Raw genomic sequence first — 23,165 nt, 5'->3', positions numbered from 1 at the left:
GCTGTCAGATACACTATGGCACTTTGTAATGTCAGGACTGCGGAAAACCGCGCCGTTGCGGCAATGTTAACATACGTTGCTTGCCTTAGGCGGCGGTATGGGTGTATGATAAATGCGAAAGGAGGTTTTCGCAATGCTGAACGAAAACATAAAAAATCTGAGAAAACAAAAAGGACTTTCGCAGGAGGAGTTTGCCATAAAGCTCAACGTGGTACGCCAGACCGTATCCAAATGGGAGAGGGGACTTTCCGTTCCCGATTCGGATATGCTGCTATCCATATCGGAGGTGCTGCAAACTCCCGTCAGCGTTCTGCTTGGTGAGACAGTACAGGAAAAGGAAGCGGAGGACCTGAAAGCCATAGCCGAAAAGCTTGAGGTGATAAACCTGCAGCTGGCGCAGAGAAACGATGCAGGCAGAAAGCGGCTGAGGTGGTTTTTCATTCTGGTATGTATTTTTATAGTAGTGGGATTTATCATAGCCGCTGCGGCAGGAAGTCCCTATCAGGACTGGGACTACAATGATCCCGAGCTTGCTGCGGCGGGGACAATACTCCACGGTATGGAATTCGTATTTGTCAGAGTCGCGCCCTTTGTACTCATTGGCTCAATAGTCGGTATAGTCCTTACCTGCAAGCGAAAAAGATAAACAGTATTAGTCGCCCCGGGGTGCAGAAAGAGCGCTTCGGGGCGAAGCTTTTTCTCCGGGCATCTTGCTATTTATAGGAGAGTATGCTATAAGCGGAGAGCCCCCGCAGGCTTTTTCGCGGCTAAGTATTCCCGACAGCGGCTTTTTCTCCGCGCATCTTGCTATTTATAGGAGAGTATGTTATAAGCGGGGAGCCCCCGCTGCCTTTTTCGCGGACAAGCTTTCCCGACAGCAGCTTTTTCTCCGCGCATCTTGCTATTTTCAGACTGATATGCTATAATGTAATTGTAAAGATCTTTTTGTAAAGGACGGTCCTTATCATGTCGAAAAATTATGATGTTATTATAGCAGGCTGCGGAGCCGCAGGTCTCTATGCAGCTATCAATCTTCCCAAGGAGCTCAATATACTCATCATCTGCAAGAGAGACCTGCCGCTGTGCAATTCTTCCCTTGCTCAGGGCGGTATCGCAGGAGTGTACAACTCTCCCACGGACAATATCCAGTACCACCAGAACGATACCCTCATTGCAGGAAGCTTCAAGAACAACGTCGAGGCTGTCCACACTCTTGTCAGTGAGGCTGCACAGGACATCGAGCGTATAATCGAACTGGGAGTTGAATTTGACAAGAACCCCGACGGTACATACCACCGCACCCTTGAGGGCGGTCACAGCCACCACCGTATCTTCCACCACGCAGACGCTACGGGCAAGGAGATAACCTCCACACTTCTGGAGAACGTTCAGCAGCTCAGCAACGTCACCATAATGGAGAACACCATGATGTGCAGCGTCAAGCAGACAAAGACAGGCTACTCTGCACTGCTCAAGCTTGCTGACGACTCCTACGAGACCTGCAACTGCCACTTCATGATAATGGCAACAGGCGGTATCGGACGTGTATACCAGTTCACCACAAACTCCGCCATAGCAACAGGCGACGGCATAACCTTTGCCTATGAAATGGGTGCAAAGATAAAGAACCTGAGCTATGTTCAGTTCCACCCCACAGCCTTCAACAACCGCGCTACCAGAGAGTGCTTCCTTATTTCCGAGGCTGTCCGCGGCGAGGGAGCTTACCTGCTGAACTGCCACAAGGAGCGCTTCATGCACAACTATGATGAGCGTCTGGAGCTTGCTCCCAGAGACGTAGTTTCCCACGCTATCATACTTGAGTCACGGAAGCAGAACTCCACCGACTTCTACCTTGATATAAGCTATAAGGACAGCGAGTTCCTCAAGAAGCGCTTCCCCATGATATATCAGAACCTGCTTGAGCAGGGCTACGATATGACCAAGGAGCCCGTGCCTATCTTCCCATGCCAGCATTACCTCATGGGCGGTATCGACGTTGACAACAACTCCGAGACCAGCCTGCCCAATCTCTATGCCTGCGGCGAGTGCTCACATACGGGAGTTCACGGCAGCAACCGTCTCGCCAGCAATTCTCTGCTGGAGGCCCTGGTGTTCTCACGCCACGCTGCAAACAGCATAGCATCAAGACTGGCAGACGCTCCCAAGGATTTTGAGGAGGCAGAGTTCGATCCCCATATCGGCGCTCCCCGCATACCCAAGGGCGTCAGAACAGAGACAAGAAAGATACTCCAGAACTGCTATTTCGTTATCCCCGACAAGAAGGCTGCGGCAGCAGGCTTCAAGAGAGTAAAGGAGATAAGGGAGGACCTGCTCAGCGGCGGCTATTTCGTTGATGCAGACTTCGTTCTGGCAAAGTCCATCGTTACGGTGGCATATATAATCCTCGGCGAGGTAATGCAGTAAAAGCTGTACAGAGATATACAACACACAACAGAAGAAACAACATTACAACAGAACAGCTGCCGGCGGAGTCCGGGGGGGACGAGTCGGCACGGCATACATATGCAAAGGGGGGATATGTATGACAAGGACAAACAGGCTCACGGCTGTTATACTGGCGGCAGCTGCCGCAGCGGTACAGCTCGGCGGTATGGGCGCAAATGCTGCTCCCATGCTCATCAAAGGTGACCTTAACAGAGATGACAGAGTAAACATCAGCGACGCAGTTATACTGAAAAACTATCTGCTGGGAAAGTACGGTCTCAACGAGAACCAGTCCATCGCAGCGGATATTAACGAGGACGGCGAGCTGGACTCCCTTGACCTGACAGCCCTTCAGGACATCATTATCGGCAGTACAAACAGACTGCCCTCGGGTACCTGGATAGGGGACTGCATGGGCGGCAAAAGATATTTCAGCTTCGGCGACGGTGCAGGCACTCTCATTGACCCCACAGCAGGCATAACCGACAGCTTTGACATCACAGCCAATGAGGACATAGTCGTGCTCCTGATGAAGAATTCGGGAGCAGAGCTCTCAGCCTTCATCACCTGGCAGAACGATGAGTCCTTCGTGCTGAAATGGGACAGCGGCGATACCGAGACCTTCCGATACTTCTGTGAGGACAGCATAAACGCTTCGGAGCTCCTCACGGGACACTGGGTCACCTCTCAGGGGCGCACCTTTGACATAAACGGTCTCAGCGGAAAGCTCACCGACAAGAGCGGATATGTGAGCCGCTTCGAGTATGCTCCTTCGGGCGAGGATGTGATGTTCCACTTCGGCAGCACCGAGAACAGCACCGGGGGAAAGCTTGTTCATACAGACTCCATGCACTTTGCGGTCACCTGGGCTGACGGTACCAGGGAGACCTTCACCCGTCAGGAGACAGAGGTCCGCGGCGGCATAACCTATGTCAACGGCATACTCATTGCCAACAAGACCTACGGACTTCCTTCGGACTACAACCCGGGGAAGATACTCCCCGACGCCCAGAGCGCATTCAACTCAATGCAGGCAGACGCCAAGAAGGCGGGACTGTCCCTGTGGATATGCTCCGGCTTCCGCTCATACACCTACCAGAACACCCTGTACAACAACTATGTAGCCCGTGACGGCAAGGCGAAGGCGGACACCTATTCCGCAAGACCCGGTCACTCCGAGCACCAGACAGGACTTGCAATGGACATAAACAACGCCAGCGACTCCTTCAATAACACCAAGGAGGCAAAGTGGATAGCGGAGAACTGCTATAAGTACGGCTTTATCCTGCGCTACCCCCAGGGCAAGCAGGACATAACGGGATACAAGTACGAGTCCTGGCACGTCCGCTATCTTGGAAAGGCGCTTGCAAAGGAGGTCCATGATTCGGGACTTACCCTTGAGGAGTTCCTGTGCATAGACTCGAAGTATAAATCATAATTTAGCTTCGCAAAATTATGATTTGAGTAAGTAGTAAGTAGAGAGTAGTGAGTAGAAACCGATACATTGAATAATACTACTCACTACTTACTACTCTCTACTCACTCGGAATTTAACACCGCAGGTGTTAAATTCCGATTAATAACAGAAAGGAAGATTACCATGAAGCTTTTACAATGCTATGTTGACAATATAATCACCACTGCTCTTATGGAGGACATAAACTACATCGACGCCGCTGCGGATAACCTTATCCCCGGGGACCACAGGAGCTCCGCTTACTACGTTGCAAAGGATACGGGAGTTGTCTGCGGTATCGAGGTTGCCAAGAGAGTATTCGACCTTGCAGGCGGCGACGTTGACTTTAAGATACTCCTTCAGGACGGCACAAAGGTGCAGAAGGGCGACATCATCGCAGAGCTTGAGGGAAGCACTCTCACTCTCCTCAAGGGCGAGAGAACAGCGCTGAACCTCCTTCAGCATATGTCGGGCATCGCAACTGCCACAAACAAGTGCGTTGAGCTGGTAAAGGGCACAAAGGCAGCCGTTACCGACACGAGAAAGACTCTTCCCGGACTCCGCGCATTGCAGAAGTATGCGGTAACAGTGGGCGGCGGAAAGAACCACCGCTTCAACCTTTCCGATGCGGCAATGCTCAAGGACAACCACATCGACGCTTACGGCGGAATAACTGCGGCTGTGAACGCTCTCCGCGAAAAGATAGGACATACCGTGAAGATAGAGGTGGAGGTACGTACACTTGACGAGCTCCGCGAGGCTCTGGAGACAGGTGTTGAGATAATCATGCTGGACAACATGAGCTGCGACGAGATGAAGGAGGCAGTTGCCATTGCAGGCGGAAAGGCACTGCTGGAGGCTTCGGGAAATGTGACCGCCGAGAATATCCGCTCCGTTGCCGAGACAGGCGTGGATATAATCTCACTTGGAGCTCTTACCCACTCGGTAAAGTGCTTCGACATTTCCATGAAGATAAAGAAATAATTCAACGGGCGCACAGGGAAGTCTGAATATGTGCGCCTGTTTTTGAAAGCAGGTAACTCCATGAAAAAGCTGATACTCACAGACCTGGACCACACATTGCTTAAAACAGACGGAACAATATCGGAAAGAACACTTGATGTGCTGAAAAGGTGCAGAGAAAAGGGCTGCACCTTTGCCATTGCAACAGCCAGATACTGGATAGGAGCAGAGCGGTACATCGAACTGCTCAAACCCGATTACGAGATAACTACCGACGGCACTCTCATACACTCGGGGGACGAATGTATCTACAGCTGCTGTTTTACGGCTGAGGAGACTAACGGCATCGTAGCGGCGCTCCTGGAAGCGGCTCCCGGTACCGAGGTTACAGTGGCACAGGGCAAGACGGTATACTGGAACAGCAGGCATATTGCGGAGTCGGAAAAGCTTCACAAGGCAGTCTATCGGGAGTACGACAAGCCCTTGAATGAGGGCGGCAGCAAGATAGTCGCAGAGCTCTCCTCGGAGAAAACTGCACGGAGGATAGCGGAGAAGTTCGGCTGCAAGCTCCAGTGCTACCGCGGCGAGAACTGGTACGGATTTCTCCCGAAGGGCGCAGGCAAGACCGCAGCTATAACCGCTCTTGCGGAGAAATGCGGTATCGCATTGTATGACACCATTGCATTCGGCGATGACAGGAACGATATGGAAATGCTGGAGCTGTGCGGTACGGGAGTTGCCGTCGCCAACGCCGTTGATGAAGTGCTGGACATTGCCGACGAGGTCACTGAGTCAAATGACGAGGACGGAGTTGCCCTCTGGCTTGAAAGAGAGATACTCGGCTGACAGCCGGGGAACAGATAGGAGCTGACAAAAATGGAAAAGAATAAAGCCACAAACTGCGAGACCTGCACCAATTACGTCTACGATGATGACTACGACTGCTACGTCTGTATGGTCAATCTTGACGAGGACGAGATGTACAGGTTCCTTCAGGGCACCAATTATGCCTGTCCCTACTACCGCCTCGATGACGAGTACGGAGTGGTAAGACACCAGAACTAATATATGACATGGCTGCCTGCGGAGCCGTCAGGGGCAAGCTCAGCCACCTCTGCGGAGCCGCTGCTGCAAAGCTCCGTCAGCACCGTTATCAGGTCACATTTCGGAGCGCGTCCCTGCTTCACAGCCTGTTCGGTCATACCGATGAGCTGCTCCGCACCAAGCTCCTTCATGAGGGCGCTGCCGTTGCTGCTGTACACCACCATGCAGGAGGGAGACACCCTCCATTCATTCAGCATATACCCCAGTATTTCGCGGCAGTCCTCACCGTCCACGATGAGGAGCTCGGTATAGCCCGTGAATATTTCCTGCCCCGTCATGAGCTCTGCGGAGTCTCTTGCGGAGGCGATGTTTTCTCCCGAAGCGGTAACGGTCTTCTCCTGTGAGAACAGTCCAAGTGTGAGAAAAGTATCATTATTTTCTGTGACCGCGGCAGCTCTCAGGTAGCCTTTTTCCTGTATCCTGCCCTGCTCACAGCCCGTGAGACCAAGCAATATCGCGGCAGCTGCCGCAAGACAATTTATTTTTTTCACTATTGCGCCTTTCTTTATTATTTTGTTCAATTAACAATTTATTCACATAATTACTCTAAAATATCTACACTGTTTCCCCTGAAATATGTTAAGATTATATTGAGAAATTGTAGGAGGTGAGCAAAATGGATCTCACTGACACCTCAGCTGAAACGATGATCAACGTGGTTGATCAGTTCGACTATTCGACACAGAATGATACATACAACGAAAAGTTCAGAGCGTGGCGCAGGAACAAAGAGAATCCATACGCCTTCAACTTCAAGCTCAACCGCAAGGAAAGCGTCTTCGTAGAGGGCAAGGGCTTTGAGAAAAAGTCAGCCTCGGCTACCGAACAGAAGATCATCGGAAGGATAATGTACATAGCCGGTATGGCTATGCTCATGTGGATCGTGACCGATAATATATTCAGCAAGCTTATCGTTGCAGTATTTGACGCACTCGGCTTTGATATACACACGTCATTTCTTAGCACAGTTCCCTACGGCGGAAGCGGCGAGATAATCACCGCTCTCATAGTCACCGACATCGTGAAGATACTTCTTCCCGCAGCCTACATACACAGGAAAATGAAAATGCCGCGGCGTGTGGAGTTCATGACCTCCCTCAACCATGCCTCAGATCTTATAGGCACTATCTGCATGGCAATGGCGGTCAGCGCAGTTACCAGTCTGCCCAACATCTACACCAACAGGACAAGGCAGGTCTTTGATTATTTCCGAAGCATCAACGCCGATGTCTCCGTATGGAGCCAGGAGCAGTTCGTGCTGTACACCATATTCGACATCGTGCTTATTTCCGCAATGTCGGAGCTGTTCTTCCGCGGAGCTGTTTTCGGCGCCCTGAGACAGTTCGGTGATGTTTTCGCAGTTATAATCACCTCGGTAATGTCCGCACTTCTTGTTCAGGACATCCATGAGCTGCCCTCGGCACTTATGATCTCGGCAGTCGCCTCCGTGGGAATGCTCAGGAGCGGATCCATATTCACAGCCATATTCGTACAGGTGATATTCAAGATGTACCGCCTTGCGCTGGTGATACTTGAATACGGCTCGCCCGACACCATGTACCTGAAGCGAAATACATTCATACTTGTATTCTTCATCATCGGTGCGCTGGGTGTGGTAATGCTCTACATCTTCAACAAGAAAAAGGACAGCCACAGAATGGCGGCATACAGCTCCGAGATAACTCTCAGAGAGAGACTTGTCATCGCATTCAGGAGCTTTCCTATTCCCGCTGCCGTATCGATATGCCTTCTGGCAGCAATTATCAAGTTCGTACTTTAGGTGATACAATGGAAAAATACATGAAGCGCGCCCTGGAGCTTGCCCGCGAAGCCTTCGACGAGGGAGAGGTCCCTGTGGGAGCCGTGGTGGTGAAAAAGGCCACAGGCGAGATAGTCGGCGAGGGAAGGAATATGCGCGAGGGAGCCAAAAATGCTCTTGCCCATGCGGAGCTCATGGCGATAGACAGCGCCTGCCGCAGACTCGGGGGCTGGCGGCTTCCCGAATGTGCCATATACGTCACCCTTGAACCCTGTCCCATGTGCTGCGGAGCCATAATCAACGCCCGTATCGACGACGTTATCTTCGGAGCCTATGACGCAAAAAGCGGCTCAGCCGTTTCCGTGCAGAAAATGTTCTCACTGCCTTATAACTACCGTCCCGAGGTAACGGGAGGAGTCATGGAGGAGGAGTGCGCAGGGATACTCTCGGAGTTTTTCCGACAGCTTCGCATAAAAAAGAGCGGCAGCGCTCAGAAGGAATGATACCTATCCGCTGATATTTTCGGCGGATATTTTTTTGCCCGAAAATGCAGCTGTGAGAAGCGCCGCAGCCTCAGCCGCCGCGCGAAGGAGCAGCAGCTCCCGCCCCTGCATGAGGAGAGCCGCGGCTATGGTGAGGACTATTACGGCAGTGCTCTTCCACCGCCTGAATGAGGGGGATATGTGCCTCAGCAGAAAGGCTCCCGTCATGACCTGGAGCGCCGCCGCGAACACGGCAAACACCGAGAACACCACCAGAAACAGTGAGTCTATGCGCTGCGCCTCAAAGGGCTGGGAAAGCTGTGCCGCGGTGATGACGGGGAACTCCGTCATGGGCATTATGCCCCCTGCCACCGCAAGAGCGGTCAGCAGCACCGCCGCGGATATGACCGCCTTTGCCGTGAAATACCTTACCGCAGTCTTTACCCTGTCGCCCCGCACCTCTCCGAGAAAGACCGCGAAGCTGCCGAGACCGCCGCTGACTGCAAAGCCCCTTATGAGCTCTGCGGCAGTGCTTCTCCTTTCGGGACGCCAAAGGTTCTGCCAGTCCGCATTGACCACGGCGCTGGCAAGGTCTACGGCAAGGCAGAATATCCCCACCGCTGCTGCGATGACAGCTGCCCTGCCTGCGGACTTCATGCCCGTTGAGGAGATATAAAGGCACACCGCCGCCACAAGCCCCGCAGTCAGGAGCCGTCCCCATATGCCGTGGCCGCTCTCATAGGGGATATAGATAACGCCGCTTGTGCGCCACAGCTCCGAGAACACCGTGCCTCCGCAGAACAGAGCATACAGCAGGAAGAAGACCTCCGCCGTCTTTGAGAGCTCCCTGTTCTGAACGGCGAAGGCAAGAGCAAAGAGGAACTGCAATGCGGTGCCGCCCAGGACTCCCCAAAGTGTGGCAGCGGAGATGCTCCCTCTCATGCAGCACAGCCCGAACATATCCGTGATGAGGAGCAGTGCGCAGAGCTGATTTTTCGACAGGCTATTCATGATATTCCTCCACAGTGAAGCCGCGGCTCTGGAGCTTTTTTATGCCGCTTCGGACCGCCGTATCGCTCATGCCCCTTGCCCTGAAGGGTGATATGGGAGCGGTGTAGGGAAAGCCGTAGTCCTCGGTGGCGCAAATATTCACCAGCACCGCGCAGGCAAGAAGACTAATGCCGAAAAGTCCAAGGACTCCTCCTGCTATAAGGAAGCCAAGGCGGAGCACCGTTATCTGGGGCTCAAGCTCGGGTACCACCAGTCCGCCCAGTACCGCCAGCGCGGTCATGGTCAGCAGGGGAGTGCTCACCAGCCCCGAGTTCACAGCGGCGTCACCGATGATGAGACCGCTGATTATGCTGACCGCCCCACCCGTTGGCTTTGGAAGCCGCACTCCCGCCTCCCTTATCATCTCGTACATCAGCAGAGCGAACAGTGACTCTGTGACTATTGACAGGGGAGCCTTCTTCTCAGCCTCCACCAGCAGCATGAACAGGGTGCTGTTGAGAAGCTCGGGGTGGTACATGACAATGGCGGCATAGAATGCAGGCAGCAGCACCGCCGTCAGGAAGGCAGCATATTTCAGCCAGCGTATGAATGTGGCGTAGTAGGGCTTGTAGGCGTAGTCGTCAAGGGTCTGGAAGCTCTCGCAGAACAGCCGCGGTATGATGACAGCGTAGGGAACGCCGTCCACTAGTATGGCAGCCCTGCCCTCGATAAGCTTGGAGCACAGCACATCGGGGCGCTCGGTGGTGCCTGTGGAGCTGAAAAGCTCGAAGCTGCCGTTCTCCACAAAGGGACGTATATAGCCCGTGGTGAGGATAGCCTCCAGCTCTATCCCCTCAAGGGAGGAGCGTATCTTCTCCATAAGCGCTTCCGGCACTCTGTCCTTCATGTAGCAAAGGCACAGGTCGGTGCTGCTTTTTTCACCCTTGATGAAAAGCTCCATGACCAGCTCGGGGGACTTCATTCTCCTGCGTATCTGCGACATATTGGTGCGGATAGTCTCGGTGAAGCCCTCGTGGGCACCCATGATGTTGCCCTCGCCCGATGGCTCCTGAACGCCCCTTGTGTTGTAGCCCTGAACGCCGAAGGCAAGTCCGCAGGTCATTCCCTCGGCGATAAGTACCGCAAAGCCCGAATTCAGCAGGCGGAACAGCGTATCGTAATCCTCCGCCTGAGGGCGGTCGGTGGAGAGGAGCAGCTCCTCGTTTATATAGTGAAAGAGTCCCTGTGCGTTCTTCTGCGGCGGTATTTCGGTTATGGGCTCGAATATGAGTTCCGTTATGACAGACGTGGACACCATGCCCTCGCAGCAGAGCAGAGCGCAGTGGATACCGCCCGTAACAAAGCGGTTTATGAGCACGTCCGAGGAGCCGCCGGAAATGCGGCGTATCTCGTCTATACTGCGGTCAAGAGAGGGCAGCAGTTGTTTCTTCTCCATTATCTCACCTCGTCCCTATTATGCGCGGGACTGTCGGGAATATACCTTCGGCGGCAATATCGTCCGCACAAAAAAGGGACGCACACTGTGCGTCCCTGCAATTCAGATTATCTTTATCTGACAGAAAACGAACTTTAACGTGTCTGCGAAAAATGTAATCGCCAACGCAGAGCTTTACGGAAGGAAGTTCTTTTATTCAACTCATTGAGAAGCCGCTCAACGCAAAAACATTGACAAAAATATAACAACGTGCATTTTTTTATATATCACTCTCAACGTATCATCGCCGTTTGACTGTGGTTGCAGAGGGTTAACCCCATGAAATGCAATATTTATCGGTAATATTGCTATTCCGAAAAAATACCGTCAAAATATAACATATCTCTATTGACACATTGACAAAAAACAGATATAATAGTATCAGAGGAACGTTTGGCTTTTGCCTGACATTCCGTTTTGCGGTGTGTGCGCACCGCTCTGAAATGATAAATTTTTAGGAGGTATTATACAATGTCATTGACTAAGAACCCTAACGTATTAAAGTGGGTAGACGAGATGGTAGCTCTCTGTCAGCCTGATAAGGTAGTATGGATCGACGGCTCACAGGAGCAGATCGACGCTCTTATCGAGGAGGTAACTTCTCTTCCCGACGATAGCTGGGACAAAATGTACAAGCTCAACCCCGAGAAGTATCCTAACTGTCTCTACCACAGAACACGCGCTAACGACGTTGCCCGTGTTGAGGACAGAACATTCATCTGCTCAAAGGAAAAGAAGGGCGCAGGTCCTACAAACAACTGGATGGCTCCCGATGAGATGAAGGCTCTCCTTACACCTATGTACAACGGCGTTATGAAGGGCAGAACAATGTATGTTATCCCTTATTCAATGGGACCTATCGGTTCTCCTCTTGCTAAGGTAGGTGTAGAGGTAACAGACTCTATCTACGTTGTTCTCAATATGAACATCATGACAAGAATGGGCAAGCAGGCTTTCGAGAACCTCGGTGATACTTCCGATGACTTTGTAAGAGGTCTCCACTCCAAGGCTGACGTTGATCCCGAGAAGAGATACATCGTTCAGTTCCCTGAGGAGAACACAATCTGGTCCATCAACTCTGCATACGGCGGAAACGTACTCCTCGGCAAGAAGTGCTTCGCACTCCGTATCGCTTCCTTCCAGGGCAAGAACGAGGCTTGGATGGCTGAGCATATGCTTATCCTGGGCGTTAAGAAGCCCAACGGCGAAGTTAAGTACATCACAGCTGCATTCCCTTCAGCCTGCGGCAAGACCAACCTGGCAATGCTCATTCCCCCCGAGGGATACAAGAAGGCCGGCTATGAGGTATTCACAGTAGGCGACGATATCGCTTGGATGAAGCCCGGCAAGGACGGCAGACTTTACGCTATCAACCCCGAGAACGGCTTCTTCGGCGTTGCTCCCGGAACAAACGCTAAGTCCAACTACAACGCTCTTGCTTGTACAAAGGAAGGCGCTATCTTCACAAACGTAGCTCTCGACAACAGCGACAATACTCCCTGGTGGGAGAAGCTCACAGAGAATCCTCCCAAGGACGCTACAGAGTGGAAGGGCGAGAAGGTAGACGGCGAGGCTTATACAGCAGCAGGCAACAAGCTGGCTCACCCCAACTCAAGATTTACAGCTCCTGCTAAGAACTGCCCCTGCATCTCACCTGAGTTCAACAATCCCGAGGGCGTTCCGATCTCTGCTATCATCTTCGGCGGCAGACGTGCAACAACTGCTCCTCTGGTATATCAGTCATTTGACTGGACACACGGTACATACATCGGATCAGCTGTTTCTTCCGAGACAACTGCTGCTGCAACAGGTGCAGTAGGCGTGCTCCGTCACGATCCTATGGCTATGAAGCCCTTCATCGGCTACAACGTAGGCGACTACTGGGCACACTGGCTCGAGATGGGCGCAAGACTCGGCAGCAAGGCTCCTAAGATCTTCAACGTAAACTGGTTCAGAACAGACGACGAGGGCAACTTCCTCTGGCCCGGTTTCGGCGACAACATGAGAGTTCTAGACTGGATCATCAAGAGAGTTGAGGGCGAGGTTGACGCTGTTGAGACTCCTATCGGATTCCTTCCCAAGGCTGAGGACATCAACCTCAAGGGAATCGAGGACGAGGTAACTCCCGACGCACTCAAGATGCTCCTTACAGTTGATAAGGAAGAGTGGAAGAAGGAGATCGCTGAGATGAGAAGATACTATGACGAGGACATCAAGGCTAAGGGTGGAAACATTCCTCAGGCTCTCTACGATGAGCTCGACGTTATCGAGGCTAACCTCAACAAGTAATTACCGTAAGATAGGGTAACTTGCAAATATAAGGGCTGTCGCAGTGCGGCAGCCCTTCGTTGTATCAACGGGCAGAAATGACATCATTGATATATTCGTAAAATAAAGGAGCTGATAATATGTTCAGAGACATGAGAAGATATAAGCAGGCAGTCTCCGAAAGAGAGTGCCTTGAGATACTCCACCTTGCCAAGAGGGGAGTGCTTTCCGTTATTGGCGATGAGGGCTATCCCTACGGAGTGCCTATGGACTTCGTATACAACGACGCCGACGGGAAGATATATTTCCACTGTGCCAAGGAGGGCCACAAGCTGGACGCCATACGCGCCTGTGACAAGGTCTGCTTCACGGTACTGAATGACGGCTGTCAGAAGGAGGACTGGTCCTGGTACTTCACCAGCGTTATTGTTTTCGGACGTGCTGAGCTGGTGACAGACAAGGAGACCGCTCTGGACGCCGCAAAGAGACTGGGACTGAAGTATTACCCCACAGTGGAGGAAGTTGACACCGAGATCGAAAAGGCATTCAGCCGCGTGCAGATGGTAGCTCTTACCATAGAGCACATGACAGGAAAAAATGTACACGAAAAATAAAAAAGCTCCCCGAAAAGGGGAGCTTTTCATATTCCGCAGTGGTTAGCCGTGGAATGAAAACAGAGCTTTATTTAATTGAACACACTATGGAATACATCAAATACATTCCGATATGTATTATAGCATATTTTGTAAGTTTTTACAATTCGGATTTGGCACAAAAAACTGCCGGTTTTTTAGTGTAATATTAACAAATAAATTTACTTCAAGTATATGCAGTTGATTTTTATTGCTGAATTGCATAAATTTAACCTTCGTAATTGGACTATAAATCTCCAAAATGTAAAATCTCGCTGAAAACTGTTCGCTTTTTGCTGTTTATATCGTTTGTTTATAGTGGAGCGACAGTGGGCTTTTTTACGAAAAAAGTGGGATATTCCATGAAAATCATATGAAAAGACTTGAAATTCTGTCCGTAAACTGCTATTATATAAAGGCGATTGAATTTCTGAAAGGACAGATATAATGGAAAAATTCATAAAGTGGTGCGTTTCGATACTTCCGGAACCGCTGCAAAAGATATATTACAAATATGAGGAGAAATGGCTGTACCTGGTTTTCGGCGGACTCACCACAGCGGTGTCCATCGTGACCAAGCTGCTTATCTTTGTGCTTGTTCCCGGCGAGCCCAAGTGGGAGAGCACCGCAGGCGTTGTGTTCTCATGGATATGCGCAGTTACCTTCGCCTTCTTCACCAACAAGAAGTACGTATTCAAGAACGAGACCACTACGGCAAAGGAGTTCTGGAAGGTCTTCACCTCATTCTTCGGTGCGAGATTTGCCACTCTGGTCATGGAGGAAGCTATATTCCTCATCTGCTGTGACTGGCTGGGTGTGAACAAGACCATCATCACCTTCCTCAGTCAGGTGATCATCTTAATAGCAAACTACGTCCTCAGCAAAGTCTTTGTATTCAAAAACAAGGACAAGCCGGCGGAGGATACTAATGAGTGATACTATTAAAATAGGAAGGGTGACTATCCCGAGGACTGCCGCACTGGCTCCCATGGCAGGAGTTGCGGACAGGGCGTACAGGCTCATGTGCAAGAGGTACGGAGCCGCCTATGTTGTCAGCGAGATGGTCTCCGCAAAGGGAATATGCTACAGCGACCGCAAGACTGCGGAGCTTTGTACGGTCACCGACGAGGAGCGTCCCATGGCGGTGCAGCTTTTCGGAAGCGAGCCCGACTTCATGGCTGAGGCTGTGAAGATAGTTCTGGAGTACGCCCCGGACATCATCGACATAAACATGGGCTGCCCAGTTCCCAAGGTAGTTGGTACGGGGGCAGGCTCGGCGCTGATGAAGGACGTGAAGCTGGCGGCTTCCATAACAGAGGTTGCGGTGAAGGCTGCGGGAGATGTTCCCGTTACCGTGAAGATACGCAGCGGCTGGAACTCCGACAGCATAAACGCTCCCGAAATGGCAAAGGCGCTGGAGAGCGCAGGAGCGGCTGCCATAGCAGTCCACGGGCGTACAAGAGATATGTTTTACAGCGGCGAGTCCGACAGCGGTATCATCAGAGCTGTCAAGCAAGCTGTAAGCGTCCCCGTTATAGGCAACGGTGACGTCACCGACGGAGCCTCCTGCAAGGCGATGTACGAGGAGACGGGCTGCGACCTTGTCATGATAGGCAGGGGCAGCTATGGCAACCCTTTTATTTTCCGTGAGACAGAAGCGGCGCTGAAGGGGGAGGAGTACATACCGCCCTCACTGGACGAGAAAATGAGAGTCATGCTTGAGCACATAAGGCTCATACTTGAGCTCAGCGGCAAGTGTGAGGAGCTGGCTATGCACGAAGCCCGCAAGCACGCCGCCTGGTATATGAACGGTTACTACGGTTCAGCCAGGTTCCGCGGCAGGTGCTATCAGCTTTCGAGCTATGCAGAAGCAGAGGCTCTGGCGGAGGAGTTCATGGAGCTCCAGAAAAGCCGTGAAATTAACAATATGTAATCGTGATGTATACATATGGGACAAAAAAGCCGAAAACTGTCAGCTTGCACAATAATTTTTGAAAAACTTCGTATGAATAAACAAATATTGGAACAGAATAAAGCTGGAGGTGAGAATTTGCCGTAAATACGCCGTTTGCAGCTGAAATTTAATCTTTATGGATATAAAACGCGTTGTAAATTCATTTAAGTTTGATACAATTTGTAATTGCCAAATGAAAAATAATGTGATATAATGATTTTAGGAAGAGGCATATTTTCAGGGATTTTATGCCCTTTCACAAAGGAGTATTTATGAAATTGAGAAAAGGACGCGCTATCGGTGCGCTCGCTGTCGTAACAGTTCTTGCTGTGTGTGGCGTGGGCTGTGCTATGGGCAAAGCAGTCGGAAAGGCTGACACCGGTGCGCAGACATCATCATCAGACACAGAAACAACACTTCCCGAGGAAACTACCGAGGAGCCTACCACGCTCCCGCCCGACAAGGTGGTCCATGTGATCGCAGCGGGCGACAACCTCATACATTATTCTGTATTCAAGAACGCAGAGGCTCTCGCAGGCGGCAACGGCTACGATTTCAAGCCTATGTATTCCGAGGTCAAGTATCTCATAGAGGACGCAGATGTTGCTATCATTAATCAGGAGACCGTTATCTCACAGAGCAATCCCGTACGCGGTGCCGAGGGCGGTGTGCTCCTGTTCAATTCTCCACCGGAGGTAGCCGATGCGGTCATAGACTGCGGCTTCGATGTCATTACGATGGCTAATAACCACCTGCTCGACATGGGTACCGACGGACTTGAGGAGTCAATAAACTTCTGGAATCAGAAGGCAAAGGAGAATGACCTGACGGTGCTGGGCGCCTACCTCAACGAGGAGGACGCAAACAATATCCGTATCAGAGAGGTCAACGGCGTCAAGATCGCATTCCTGGCATATTGCCACCACATCAACGGCTTTGACGCACAGCTTGACGATGTTCCCCTGAGAGTCATCAAGAATGATGAGGAGGACGTCATTGAACGCCAGATCAAGGAAGCCAAGGAAATGGCAGACGCTGTCATCGTTTCAGCCCACTGGGGTCAGGACGATACCACCGTTGTCACCGAGGACAGAATAGAGCTGGCAAATAAAATGGTCAACTGGGGCGCCGATGTGATACTCGGCTGCCATACACATACAGCGGAGACAATGGAATGGATAACCCGCGACGACGGCACAAAGGGCTTCGTTTATTACTGCATGGGCAACTTCATCTGTGCCCAGACCGACAACTTCAACGTTGTGGGAGAGCTTCCCGACTTTGACATAGTCATCGACGGCGAGACCAACGAGCTCAGACTGGAAAACGTAAAATGTATCCCCACTATTGTCCACTACGAGAGCGAGTTCTCCAACATGAAGGTCTATCCCTACAGCAAGTATTCACCTGAGCTGGCGGAGAAACACGGCCTTCCCTATGCTATCCCTCAGGGCACATATACAGAGTTCGGATGGGATGTCATCAACCGCATAATCGAGGAGCAGATACCCGCTGAATTCCGTGCGTTGGACAAATAATTTGATAAATTCATTTTTGGTTCAGAAATCCCGTTTAACTGTGGTTTTTCTGGAAAATCATCATTGTGCAAACCGTGCAAAAAATACTTTTCCTGTTTAGGTAAAATACCAAAAACAGTATGAACCTATTTACTTTTTTTTAGACCTGATATATAATGAAATCATGAATAAATATAGATTTGGGATTAAGTATCTCATCACGGCAGTGTGATGCGTCTTACGACAAAACCACTGCCTGCAGAGCGTAGTTTTCAGTCGCAGGCTGACGGCAGAGGGGAGCTTCAGAGCGGCGTGGACAAACGCCGGATCCGAAAGTGATCCGCCGAAAACCGCAGCTCGGACAGCTTAAGCCTCGTCTGTATGACTGAGCAGCGGCATCGCGCCGACCGCTTTGCATGGCTTTCATTCGTTATCGGTGATACGGTTTTGCAGGGAGGGCGGAACAATGTGTCCGCTGCATTAAGACACGATATAATTAAAGGGGCACCCCGTTCCTTTGTTATATAACATTATTGAAGAAGGAGGAAAAAATAATGAAGACAAAAAAGGTAGTCGTCGGAGCTATCGCTGCTACGATGCTTTCACTTTCAGTCTGCTCACTTATGCCTGTTGCAGCTGCCGGCGAAACAGTGCAGATAAACGCTGGCACAACAACTGTAAAGGCGGGTGAGACTTTCTCGGTGGACGTATCGTTAGCTGATATTCCATCTTCCGGCATTCAGGCAATCGATTTTGCTGTTGCATATGACAGCAGCGTACTCACAATCACTTCCGTTGACGCAGGAGCACTTGTTACAAAGATACCTCAGTCAGCTGATGCTTCAGCTTCACTCAGCGATCTTTACGAGAGCTCGATCAACAGCAAAGAGGGTACGATCAACCTGATCTGGTCTACTGCTGCCGATGATTCTTCTTACTGGCTCAAGGGCGACGGAGTATTCTGTACCATCAAGGGAACTGTTTCAAGCAGCGCTCAGAACGGTACAAAGTCAGCTCTTTCGATCAAGCCTATTGATCGTGAGACATACTCAGGCTCTAAGCAGGTAAACGGAAAGATCGGATGCGGCTACGAGTCAAACGGCAAGCCCGTCAAGCTCGAAGTCAAGGTGACCGACGGAGCAGTTAATATCGGTAGTGATCCTACTACACAGCCCATTTCAAATATTGTTAAGGGCGATACTAACTGTGATGGAAAAGTAGAGCTTGCAGATGCTATCCTTATCATGCAGAGTCTTGCAAATCCCGATAAATACGGTCTTAAGGGTTCAGATACCAAGCACCTCACAGATCAGGGTAAGGCAAACGGCGATGTAGATAAGGACACAGAGGGTCTTACATCTAACGATGCTCTCAAGATCCAGAAATATCTGCTCCACATGATCACAGAACTTTGATCCGAGATTATCTGATTTGTCCCCCTTACAAAGGAATACAAACCCAATTTATGTTTTATTAATAGGCGTAAAAACCTAAAGAAAGGAATTATTACAAATGAAAAAGTTAATTTCTGCAGTCACATCACTGTGTATGGCTGCAACAATGGTTAGCGCAGTAGCTCCTATGACAGTAGGCGCTGCAGATGCAACCAAGGGATTTTATGTTAAAACATATGATGAGACAAAGCCTGATATGGCTAACGGTTCTTCCACAATAACCGTTAAGAAGTCTGATATCGGCGCAAACGGATACAAGATCCCCGCTGCAATGTACCTCGATGAGGCTACAAACAACGATACTGGTTCACTTTCAGTAAACCTTACTTGTGATTCACCCAGCATCGCTTTCAAGGTTCTTGATCCTACTGCTAAGTATTATGATTCTGAGAAGAACGTAACTCTGGCAACAGGTTCCGGTTCTACAGACCGTTACATCACATGGGGCGGTATCATGGACGACATGGACGGCTATACACACCCCGGTTACTATGTATTCGGCTGCGATTCTTCACAGAAGTCAGCAGGTACTAATAACTACTTCCTCGGTCTTTCATGGATGAACAACGGTGCAGACTATGCTTGGGCTGGTTCAACATCCACAGCATATCCTCTGTACGCTTTCGACATCACACTCAAGTCTGATATCGAGCCCGGTACATACCACGTTGATATCATGCACTATGATACAGATCCTGATGAGAAGATCACAGTTATGACTCCTATGATCGAGGCAAGAAGAGCTGCAGGCGAGGCTGCTCGTAAGTACTCTCTCGAGGATAATAACCTCAAGACAGAGGGTCTCACAATCAAGGTTGAGGGTGATGGCCCTGTAGCAACAACTACAACTACAACAGCTCCTGTTGCTCAGCCCACAACTACAACAACAGCTCCTGTTGTTACACCTGTTGGTGATAAGGACTTCAACTTCAAGATCGTTGATAAGAACGGCAACTCCAACATCAACGCTAATGCTGGCGATGAGCTTCAGGTTAGCCTCGTAGTTGATGCCGGCAACAACACTTGTGCAGGTCTCGACGCTCAGTATGACCTCGGCGGTCTCGAGCTCGTTCAGATGGGTAAGAAGGCAAACGCTCTCGGCGGTGCTACACTTAATCCCAACCCTGCAGAGGCACGTATCAGCGTTATGTCTGTAAGTGCTACAACCGGTGAGCCTACAGCAGTTACAAACGGCGAGTCTGTATCTGTTATCAAGATCAAGGTTCCCGAGAACGCTGCAGACGGCAAGGTATACACACTTTCACTCGTTGCTGATGAGCTCCACGTATTCAAGGAGGGCGGCTCCGGTGATAAGTATTCAGCAGGCTTCACACCTATGACAATCACAGTTGGTCAGCCTACACCCGGAACAACAACTACAACAGCTCCTATTGCTCAGCCCACAACAACTACTACAACAGCTCCTGTTGTCGGCGATAAGGAATTCAACTTCAAGATCGTTGACAAGGAAGGCAAGTCAAGCGGCACAGCTAAGGCTGGCGATGAGCTCCAGTTCAGCCTCATCGTAGATGCAGGCAACAACACTTGTGCAGGTCTCGACGCTCAGTATGACCTCGACGGTCTCGAGCTCGTTCAGATGGGTAAGAAGGCAAACGCTCTCGGCGGTGCTACACTTAATCCCAACCCTGCAGAGGCACGTATCAGCGTTATGTCTGTAAGTGCTACAACAGGTGAGCCTACAGCAGTTACAAACGGCGAGTCTGTATCTGTTATCAAGGTTAAGGTTCCCGAGAACGCTAAGAACGGCGATAAGTTCACACTCTCACTCGTTGCTGATGAGCTCCACGTATTCAAGGAAGGCGGCTCAGGCGACAAGTATTCAGCTGGCTTCACAGGCTATGAGCTGACAGTTGGTGATGGTGTTGTAACAACTACAACAACTACACCTCCTACAACAACAACTACAACTACAACAACAGCTCCTGTTGATCAGCCTACAACAACAACTACAACAGCTCCCGTTGTTACACCCGGTCAGAACCTCAAGCCTACATGGGGCGATGTAAACTGCGACGGTAACGTAAACGTTGCTGACGTTGTAGTTCTTAACAGATTCCTCGCAGATCCTACTTACGCTAACATCACAGCTCAGGGTAAGGTTAACGGCGACGTTAAGGATCCTCAGGACAAGTCCGGCGCTGCAGTAGATCCTGCAAAGGTTCAGCTCACAGCTGCTGACTCAGAAACAATCCTCAAGGCTATCGTTGAGCTTGTAACTCTTCCTCAGTAAGGAGAGTACAGGTACGTACTAATTAAATAGAGCAAATCGCTCGGAAAGGAAATGCACTGATGAAGAAACTGCTTTCTGCAGTTACATCCGTTGCCATGAGCTTAACGCTCATGGCAGGTGCATTTGCTTCGTCAGTTAGTGCTGCCGGCAGTGTATCTGCTGCGCAGCCTAACGTTAGTATGGGCGAAGTACTGGATGTTTCTGCTAATAGAACCGCTGCTGACGGTAAAGTAGAATGGCTCATCCCAACAGTAACTGCAGCTCCAGGCCAGACGGTCACAATGCCCGTAGTAGTCAAGAGTTCGAGTCTCGCAGTTGCAGGTGCGCAGTTCAAGCTCGATGCAGCAGCTCCCGTAAGCTTCAGTTCAAAGACTGACGGCGATGCTTACGGTTCAAGTATTGTTTATAACAAAGGCAAGTTTGCTTTCGGTCAGGGTGCAGGAAGAGGTATCGTTGCTGCTGACGACTCAGTTGTTGTCACAGTAGCTTACACAGTTCCCGCAGACTGCGCAGAAGGCACATATGCCGTAAAGTGGTCTGAGCCGTTTGCAAGTGATACAGACGGTAACAACATCACTGAAAAGGTTACATTTACCGACGGTGCCATCATCGTAAAGAAGGCTCCCGCAAACGGTAAGATCAGTTGGGTCCTGGACAAGGTGACAGCAGCTCCCGGTGAGGTAGTAACTCTCAAGGCAACTGTCAGCGCTCCCGACAATGCTGCATTATCTGTAGCAGGCGGTCAGTTCAAGATCGAAAACGATTCAGCTGTAGAATACAGCTCAGTAACAAGCGGAGGTGCTTATTTATCTCCCGTTGTTGCTAACGATGATAAGAAGTCATTTGCATTCGGCAACGCAACAGGTGTCGGTGTGATCGCTTCTGACAACGCTACTATCGCATCATTCACTTTCAAGGTTCCTTCGACCTGCGCAGAGGGTACATACCCTGTAAAGTGGGCTAACGGCTTTGTAAGTGATACAGACGGTAAGGACATTACCTCTAACGTAACATTCGTTGACGGTTCTATCACTGTCAAGAATACTCCCACTGTTGACGGTAAGGTAAAGTGGGTTCTCGACAATGTCAAGGCTAACAAGGGTGAGACAGTTACCCTCAAGGCTGTAGTTGATGACTCTGCAAAGGCTGCAGTTCCTGTAGCAGGCGCACAGTTCAAGATCAATGCTGACACAGTCAAGTATTCCAAGATCGCAGACGGCACAGCTTACGGTGCTCCTGTAACAGCTAACGATGCTAAGCAGTCATTTGCTTTCGGCAACGCAGCAGGTTCAGGCGTGGCAGCAGCTGACGGCGCTACAATCTTCACACTTACTTTCACAGTTCCCGCAGACTGCGCTGACGGAAAGTATCCCGTTAAGTGGTCTGACGCATTCGTAAGTGACACCGACGGAAGAAACATCACAAGCAATGTTATCTTCGAGGACGGTTCTATCACAGTAGGTTCTGTTGACGGCGCAGTTGAATGGGTGATCCCCAAGGTACAGGCTGAGCGCGGTGCAACAGTAGCTCTCGACGTTTACGTTAAGGGCGACAGCGACCTCAAGGTATCAGGCGCACAGTTTGATATAAAGGGTACAGCTCCTACATCTTATAAGGATGCCAGCGGTACTCCTTATGGCAACTCACTCGTTAAGAACAACGACAAGATGCACTTCGCATTCGCAAGTGCTGACGGTGAAGGAAAGCCCGCTTATGACGGCGACAAGATCGCAAGTCTGATCTTCACAGTTCCTGTTGATTGTCCTAAGGGTCAGTATCCTGTAACATGGAGCAAGCAGTTTGTAAGCGATACAAACGGCTCTGACATCACTTCCAATGTTACATTCACAGACGGTTGGATCGAAGTAGTTGACGTACTTACTACAACAACACCCGGTCCTACAACCACAACAACAACTACAACAGTTACAGCTCCCGAGGGCGGTATCATGTGGCAGATCGCTACAGTTACAGCTTACCCCGGCGAGACAGTCAAGCTTCCCATCAAGGTCGTTGACAAGGAAGGCACAAGGCTTGCTATCGCAGGCGCACAGTTCGATATCCAGAACCGTGAGGGTGTCAACTACTTCAACATCGAGGGTTCAGATGCTTATGGTGCTTCCATCACAGCTAACCCCCTCAAGAAGAAGTTCGACTTCGCTAATGCTGCAGGCGTTCAGGCTGCTGCAAATGACGGCGACAACGTAGCTGTTCTTACTTACACAGTTCCCGAGGGTACAGCTCCCGGAAGATATCCCGTTGATTTCGTAGACGGAACACTCAAGATCTTCGATACAAACGGTAAGGATATCTCAGATCTTATCATCGGTGTAAACGGTGCTATCATCGTTTCAAATCCTGATGTCACAACAACAACCACAACAACTGGTCCTGA

The 23,165-nt window shown here is 50.5% G+C and carries 19 protein-coding genes; 16 read left to right on the top strand and 3 right to left on the bottom strand.

The annotated features are described in order from the left end of the window. The first annotated feature begins 133 nt into the window (after positions 1 to 133). The 6 genes from T488_RS0116250 (at position 134) to T488_RS0116225 (ending at position 5,929) form a co-directional block, all read left to right on the top strand. Complete coding sequence (locus T488_RS0116250; protein ID WP_028521725.1) at positions 134 to 646, top strand: helix-turn-helix domain-containing protein; 513 nt, start codon at positions 134 to 136, stop codon at positions 644 to 646. 320 nt (positions 647 to 966) lie between these two features. After that, the gene (locus tag T488_RS0116245) at positions 967 to 2,424 is read left to right on the top strand and encodes an L-aspartate oxidase (protein ID WP_028521724.1); all 1,458 of its coding nucleotides are present in this window, start codon (positions 967 to 969) and stop codon (positions 2,422 to 2,424) included. A 118-nt stretch (positions 2,425 to 2,542) separates the two neighbouring features. Further along, complete coding sequence (locus tag T488_RS19745) at positions 2,543 to 3,883, top strand: D-alanyl-D-alanine carboxypeptidase family protein (protein ID WP_051536532.1); 1,341 nt, start codon at positions 2,543 to 2,545, stop codon at positions 3,881 to 3,883. 162 nt (positions 3,884 to 4,045) lie between these two features. After that, a complete protein-coding gene (gene nadC / locus T488_RS0116235) occupies positions 4,046 to 4,885 on the top strand; it encodes a carboxylating nicotinate-nucleotide diphosphorylase (protein WP_028521723.1) in 840 nt (279 codons plus the stop codon). A 60-nt stretch (positions 4,886 to 4,945) separates the two neighbouring features. Then, entirely contained in the window at positions 4,946 to 5,710 is a 765-nt protein-coding gene (locus T488_RS0116230; RefSeq protein WP_028521722.1) for a Cof-type HAD-IIB family hydrolase, read from the top strand. 30 nt (positions 5,711 to 5,740) lie between these two features. Then, on the top strand, positions 5,741 to 5,929 hold the full coding sequence (locus T488_RS0116225; RefSeq protein WP_028521721.1) for a DUF6472 family protein: 189 nt from the start codon (positions 5,741 to 5,743) through the stop codon (positions 5,927 to 5,929). Here the strand turns inward: T488_RS0116225 and T488_RS0116220 are convergent. Beyond that, a complete protein-coding gene (locus T488_RS0116220) occupies positions 5,926 to 6,459 on the bottom strand; it encodes a hypothetical protein (protein WP_037298688.1) in 534 nt (177 codons plus the stop codon). The genes T488_RS0116225 and T488_RS0116220 overlap by 4 nt on opposite strands. A 125-nt stretch (positions 6,460 to 6,584) precedes the next feature. On the opposite strand from T488_RS0116220, the gene T488_RS0116215 reads away from it, so the two are divergent. Both T488_RS0116215 and T488_RS0116210 read left to right on the top strand, forming a co-directional pair. Further along, complete coding sequence (locus T488_RS0116215; protein WP_037298685.1) at positions 6,585 to 7,748, top strand: CPBP family intramembrane glutamic endopeptidase; 1,164 nt, start codon at positions 6,585 to 6,587, stop codon at positions 7,746 to 7,748. A gap of 8 nt (positions 7,749 to 7,756) precedes the next feature. Beyond that, positions 7,757 to 8,230: a nucleoside deaminase gene (locus tag T488_RS0116210; protein ID WP_028521718.1), complete on the top strand. Its 474-nt coding sequence runs from the start codon at positions 7,757 to 7,759 to the stop codon at positions 8,228 to 8,230. A 3-nt stretch (positions 8,231 to 8,233) separates the two neighbouring features. Here T488_RS0116210 and T488_RS0116205 read toward each other — a convergent pair whose 3' ends face one another. Both T488_RS0116205 and T488_RS0116200 read right to left on the bottom strand, forming a co-directional pair. After that, positions 8,234 to 9,220: a hypothetical protein gene (locus tag T488_RS0116205; protein ID WP_028521717.1), complete on the bottom strand. Its 987-nt coding sequence runs from the start codon at positions 9,218 to 9,220 to the stop codon at positions 8,234 to 8,236. Next, positions 9,213 to 10,655, bottom strand: a complete 1,443-nt coding sequence (locus T488_RS0116200) for a spore germination protein (protein ID WP_028521716.1) — start codon at positions 10,653 to 10,655, stop codon at positions 9,213 to 9,215. The genes T488_RS0116205 and T488_RS0116200 overlap by 8 nt, the downstream gene beginning before the upstream one ends. Before the next feature lie 510 nt (positions 10,656 to 11,165). On the opposite strand from T488_RS0116200, the gene T488_RS0116195 reads away from it, so the two are divergent. The 8 genes from T488_RS0116195 to T488_RS18390 all read left to right on the top strand — a co-directional run. Next, on the top strand, positions 11,166 to 12,983 hold the full coding sequence (locus T488_RS0116195; protein WP_196243341.1) for a phosphoenolpyruvate carboxykinase (GTP): 1,818 nt from the start codon (positions 11,166 to 11,168) through the stop codon (positions 12,981 to 12,983). Between the two features lie 119 nt (positions 12,984 to 13,102). Next, positions 13,103 to 13,576, top strand: a complete 474-nt coding sequence (locus T488_RS0116190; RefSeq protein WP_028521714.1) for a pyridoxamine 5'-phosphate oxidase family protein — start codon at positions 13,103 to 13,105, stop codon at positions 13,574 to 13,576. Between the two features lie 465 nt (positions 13,577 to 14,041). Further along, positions 14,042 to 14,530 carry a GtrA family protein gene (locus T488_RS0116185; protein ID WP_028521713.1) on the top strand — a complete coding sequence of 163 codons (489 nt, stop codon included), beginning with the start codon at positions 14,042 to 14,044 and terminating at the stop codon, positions 14,528 to 14,530. Continuing rightward, entirely contained in the window at positions 14,523 to 15,527 is a 1,005-nt protein-coding gene (dusB, locus tag T488_RS0116180) for a tRNA dihydrouridine synthase DusB (protein WP_028521712.1), read from the top strand. Before T488_RS0116185 ends, dusB begins: the two co-directional genes overlap by 8 nt. Before the next feature lie 293 nt (positions 15,528 to 15,820). Further along, positions 15,821 to 17,086, top strand: a complete 1,266-nt coding sequence (locus T488_RS0116175; RefSeq protein ID WP_028521711.1) for a CapA family protein — start codon at positions 15,821 to 15,823, stop codon at positions 17,084 to 17,086. A gap of 533 nt (positions 17,087 to 17,619) precedes the next feature. Beyond that, complete coding sequence (locus tag T488_RS20215) at positions 17,620 to 18,480, top strand: cohesin domain-containing protein (RefSeq protein ID WP_028521710.1); 861 nt, start codon at positions 17,620 to 17,622, stop codon at positions 18,478 to 18,480. A gap of 97 nt (positions 18,481 to 18,577) precedes the next feature. Then, positions 18,578 to 20,770 carry a hypothetical protein gene (locus T488_RS0116165; protein WP_028521709.1) on the top strand — a complete coding sequence of 731 codons (2,193 nt, stop codon included), beginning with the start codon at positions 18,578 to 18,580 and terminating at the stop codon, positions 20,768 to 20,770. Positions 20,771 to 20,949: 179 nt separating this feature from the next. Further along, positions 20,950 to 23,165: cohesin domain-containing protein (locus T488_RS18390; protein WP_196243340.1), on the top strand; the 2,216-nt coding region annotated here is incomplete at its 3' end.

The sequence above is a fragment of the Ruminococcus flavefaciens ND2009 genome (assembly GCF_000621785.1).
Classification (GTDB): Bacteria; Bacillota; Clostridia; order Oscillospirales; family Ruminococcaceae; genus Ruminococcus; species Ruminococcus flavefaciens_C.
Note: the sequence above shows the minus strand (reverse complement) of the source record. Positions and strands in the feature narration are given on the sequence as shown.